Raw genomic sequence first — 4,070 nt, 5'->3', positions numbered from 1 at the left:
GTTTGAGAGGCTGAAGGAGCTCAAGAAGGAGCGCTGGACCTGCGTCTTCTGCAAGTGGCTGATGCTTAGAAGGGCCTGCAGGATTGGGCACGAGGTCGGGGCGAGCGCGATAATAACCGGTGACTCCCTCGGACAGGTCGCTTCACAGACGCTCGACAACCTCCTAATCGTCAGCCGGGCGAGTGATTTGCCGATTCTGAGGCCTTTAATCGGACTCGACAAGGAGGAAATCGTCAGGATAGCGAAGAAAATCGGAACCTTCGAGATAAGCGCCCGCGAGGAGCCAAGCTGTCCCTTCACGCCGAGATATCCGATAGTCAGGGGCTCACCGGGCGAGTTCGAAAGGATTAAAAACGCCCTCAGTCTCTAGCATGTTTCAGCCTCCACAATGCCTTTAAGCTACCTTTCCCATCTATTTCCATGCCCGAAAGGTTCAAACCCCTTCAGCTGGCCACCTACCTGCTCACCATCAACGGAATTCTCCTCCTCGGATACGCCTACTACTGGAACTCGGTTACCTACCTCTTCTTTGGGCTGTTGAATCTAGTTTTAGCCTACGGCGTTGGAAGGGAAAACCGAACCGCAATAAAAGTCGCCCTAATCTACATCACAATTGAATTCTTCTTCGCACTGCTCTATTTAATCTCGGGGGACATCTATTCTGCCGTTGACGCGGCCATAAGCTTCTTCATCATGCACGACATACTGAGCTACATACAGTGGGTTTACAGGCAGGAGAAAGAACAGGAAGAGGGATGAAAAATCAAACGGCCCTCCAGAACGGGTCCTCCTTGGCCTTAACCCTGGCCGTCATCTTCAGCGCCCGGAGGTCGCTGTCGTCAAGTTCATCCCTCAGCTGCTTCAAAAGCGTTATCACATCGTTCTTGGTGAGGTCAACGTAGAGCGTCTCACCCGGATGGATATGCCTGCCGACTATCGCCCCCTCGATGGCGATTGCAACGGCGTCCCCCTTCCTTGCCTCCTGAACGAACTCGTTTCTGTTCTTGATTGACTTTATTACGCCAACCTTCTCCCCGGTCTCCTTAATCAGCGTTACGCCCGGCCTTATCCTGCCCTCAAGGACTTCAACCCCCACAATGGCGGGCTTGCTCCTCCTGAAGACGTAGCGCTCGTCCGGATAGAGCTTTATAACACCGGGGAACGTTACGTTCTTGAGCAACTCGCGCTTTCTCTTTTCCTCCTCCGCCTTGACCCATGCCTCGTAGTCCTCTATGAGCTTGTAAATCACGTTCCCAACGAAAATCGGAACTCCCTTGGCCTTTGCAACTTCCTCCGCGTCCTCGTTTACCTTGACGTTGAAGCCGAGGACAACGCCGTACTTCGGCTCCTCCTCGCGAACGCTCAGGGCTTCCATGACGTCCGTCTTGCTGACGTTTCCAACGTCCGCCTTCCTTATCGGGATTCCCTTCTCTTGGAGCTCCTTGCTCAGGGCTTCGAGGCTCCCGAGGGTGTCCGCCTTTACTATAACGCCGATTTTACCGGTGTTTATAACGACGCTCTGTATCTGGTTGAGTATCTCCTGCTTGGCCCTCTCTATTTCCTCCTTTGAGCGGGCCGCGATAACCGGAGAGCCCGCGAGGGCATCCTCAAGACCGGGGGCGGCTATCTTCACACCGGCAGCGGCGGTGACCTCGTCAACCTGGTCGAAGCGGAAGCGCGGGTCGCGAATCTCGTCGAGGGGCTTCGGCTTGAGCAGGGCGCGGATTTTGGTTACTATCGCCTTGTCCTTTCCGCCGACGACGATTGTGTCGTCCTTCCTCAGCGTTCCATCGTAGATGATGACGTCTATCGTTGTTCCGAGGCCAAGCTCTTCCCTGACCTCAAGGATTGTTCCGCGCGCCGGCCCCTCGACCTCTATCTTGAGCTTCTGCTCGAGGTACTTCTGGCTCAGTCCTGCTATGAGGACAAGAAGCTCGGGAATTCCTATGCCGTATTTGGCCGAAATCGGAACTATCGCCAATTCGCGCGTGAAGTCCTGAACCCTGTCAAAGCGGTTTGCCTGAAAGCCCATTTCGTAGAACTTGCCTATAAGCTCCCATAGCTTCGTCTCAAGCTCTTGGATGGCTCTCTGGTCCTGTTTTTTTACGTTCAGGAGGAAAGGCTCGTCCTCCTCGACAACCCAGCCCTTAATCCTGTCTATCTTGTTGGCCGCAACTATGAAGGGCGTTCTGTAGCGTCTCAGTATCTCTATGCTCTCTATCGTCTGGGGCTGAAAGCCCTCGTTGATGTCAACGACGAGAACGGCCAAATCGGCTAAGCTTCCTCCCCTCGCGCGCAGACTTGTAAACGCCTCGTGACCGGGGGTATCGATAAAGAGAAGCCCCGGAAGCTTTATCTCGCCCTTCCAGAGCTTTATGAGGGGTCCTGCGAGCTTTTTTACGACGTCAATCGGAACCTCCGTTGCACCTATGTGCTGGGTTATTCCGCCCGCTTCCTTGGCGGCAACGTTTGTCCGCCTGATTCTGTCGAGGAGCGTGGTCTTGCCGTGGTCAACGTGACCGAGGACCGCTATGATGGGCTGTCTAATCCTCTTTGCCATCTTCATCACCTGAGCATAACTCATGGCTGGCCTTTTAAAGGGTTTGGAATGTTAGAAAATGGAGAGAACAGAGTTACTCCTCGGAACAACCAATCTCGTCTAGATACTCCTTCTTCGCCCTTGCGTGGGTGCGGTAGAACCAGTCTGCGGCCTTGCAGTACTCAAAGAGTTCATCTTCGCTGAAGTACAGCTTAATTTCCCTCTCCGCACTCTCAGGACTGTCGGAGGCGTGGACTACGTTGTAGATTGCATCCCCTATGTCGAGGCCGTAGTCGCCCCTTATGCTTCCGGGCTCGGCATCCTTCGGGTCGGTGGCGCCGGCCATCTTCCTGACGACGCTTATGGCGTATCTGCCCTCCACGACCATTACGACGCTCGGGGCCTTGGTGATGTAGTCTATGAGGGCGTTGAAGAATGGCTTGCCCCTGTGCTCCTCGTAGTGCTTTTCGGCGAGCTCACGGTCAATCCATATCATCTTCATTCCCACTATCTTGAGGCCCCTCTTCTCAAAACGGCTTATTATTTCGCCCATTAGCCCACGGACAACGGCGTCCGGCTTCAGAATAACGAGGGTTCTCTCTATCTGCTTGTCGGCCATCGGCAACACCGTCTATAGAATGGGGCGCGCGGTTAATAGGTTTTTTGGAAAGGAAGGAAAAGAGGGAAAATCAGCCAACCTTAACGTAGAAGGTCACGGCACCCCAGGTTGTGTGGTCTCCCCACCATCCAAGAACATCTCCTGCTTGTACAAAAGTTGCTTGAAACTTCACGTTTACGATGGCATGCCACTGACCGTTGTGGAGGACGCTCTGGCTCACATATCCCTCCGAGGCGACGTTCGTTCCAAATGAATACTTTGCATCTAATGAATCTGTGTCGAACTTTAAGAGCCACGTGGCTATTTGAGTTGATCTATCCACAGCGGGGAGCATTTCATAATTGGGGATTGTTGAAGTAAACGTAACTGCGGGAACAGGGTATCCAAAGGTAATTTGGACTGTAGTATGGCCATTTTTATGCAGTATTGGGTCAGCTATCTTTAGTTTCGGATTCAGAGAGGGGTCTAAGTTCCAGTTGTGGATAATCTTCGCCGATTCTGTTACATAATCTTTGTAGTTGGTGTTTCCTTCAACTTCCCTCAATCCGTATCCAGGGTCTATCTCGTATCTTCCCTCTTCTGGGGCATTTTTGGGCGGAGCAACCATAAAGTACTCCCAATTGGGGTCATTATCGTCTTTAAGTCCATACACGTAAGCCAATGCGTAAATGTTTCCATATGGTGGGTCATTTTGTTCTATCGTTATATGTCCTAATGGTTTCCAATAGGGCTCGCTTTCACCGCTGTAAACTTTTACGTTTCCACTGCTGTCAACGGTCTTCACGCTCCAGCCCTCTGGAACTCCAATTTTTTCACCGAGCGGTATGTCCTCCTGAAACTCCGGCTTCTTCGTGCTCCACTTCATTAGTTCGCTCCTGATGCTTGTAACCTGAACGGGAACGCCCTTCCTCG

Annotated in this window: 4 protein-coding genes and 1 pseudogene; 2 read left to right on the top strand and 3 right to left on the bottom strand. The window is 52.6% G+C overall.

All coding sequences use genetic code 11. The features are described 5' to 3' along the window. Nucleotides 1-370 (top strand): annotated as a pseudogene (locus MVK46_RS00835) (hypothetical protein); the annotation flags it as partial. 50 nt (nucleotides 371-420) lie between these two features. Then, complete coding sequence (locus MVK46_RS00830) at nucleotides 421-759, top strand: hypothetical protein (RefSeq protein WP_297534531.1); 339 nt, start codon at nucleotides 421-423, stop codon at nucleotides 757-759. A gap of 4 nt (nucleotides 760-763) precedes the next feature. On the opposite strand, the gene infB is transcribed toward MVK46_RS00830, so the two are convergent. The 3 genes from infB to MVK46_RS00815 form a co-directional block, all read right to left on the bottom strand. Further along, complete coding sequence (infB, locus tag MVK46_RS00825) at nucleotides 764-2,566, bottom strand: translation initiation factor IF-2 (protein WP_297534529.1); 1,803 nt, start codon at nucleotides 2,564-2,566, stop codon at nucleotides 764-766. 67 nt (nucleotides 2,567-2,633) lie between these two features. Continuing rightward, the gene (gene ndk, locus MVK46_RS00820; RefSeq protein WP_297534527.1) at nucleotides 2,634-3,158 is read right to left on the bottom strand and encodes a nucleoside-diphosphate kinase; all 525 of its coding nucleotides are present in this window, start codon (nucleotides 3,156-3,158) and stop codon (nucleotides 2,634-2,636) included. A gap of 70 nt (nucleotides 3,159-3,228) precedes the next feature. Then, nucleotides 3,229-4,070 (bottom strand): hypothetical protein (locus MVK46_RS00815; RefSeq protein WP_297534525.1); only part of this gene is annotated, 842 nt, incomplete at its 5' end.

Source organism: Thermococcus sp. (assembly GCF_027066465.1).
In the GTDB taxonomy this organism is placed as follows: domain Archaea; phylum Methanobacteriota_B; class Thermococci; order Thermococcales; family Thermococcaceae; genus Thermococcus.
The sequence above is the reverse complement of the archived record's forward strand: the minus strand, read 5'-3'. Positions and strand labels throughout refer to the sequence as shown.

Excerpts from the sequence above, each read along its gene's own strand:
- ndk (WP_297534527.1), bottom strand. The coding sequence starts at position 3,158 with ATGGCCGACAAGCAGATAGAGAGAACCCTCGTTATTCTGAAGCCGGAC.
- MVK46_RS00830 (WP_297534531.1), top strand. The coding sequence starts at position 421 with ATGCCCGAAAGGTTCAAACCCCTTCAGCTGGCCACCTACCTGCTCACC.
- infB (WP_297534529.1), bottom strand. The coding sequence starts at position 2,566 with ATGAAGATGGCAAAGAGGATTAGACAGCCCATCATAGCGGTCCTCGGT.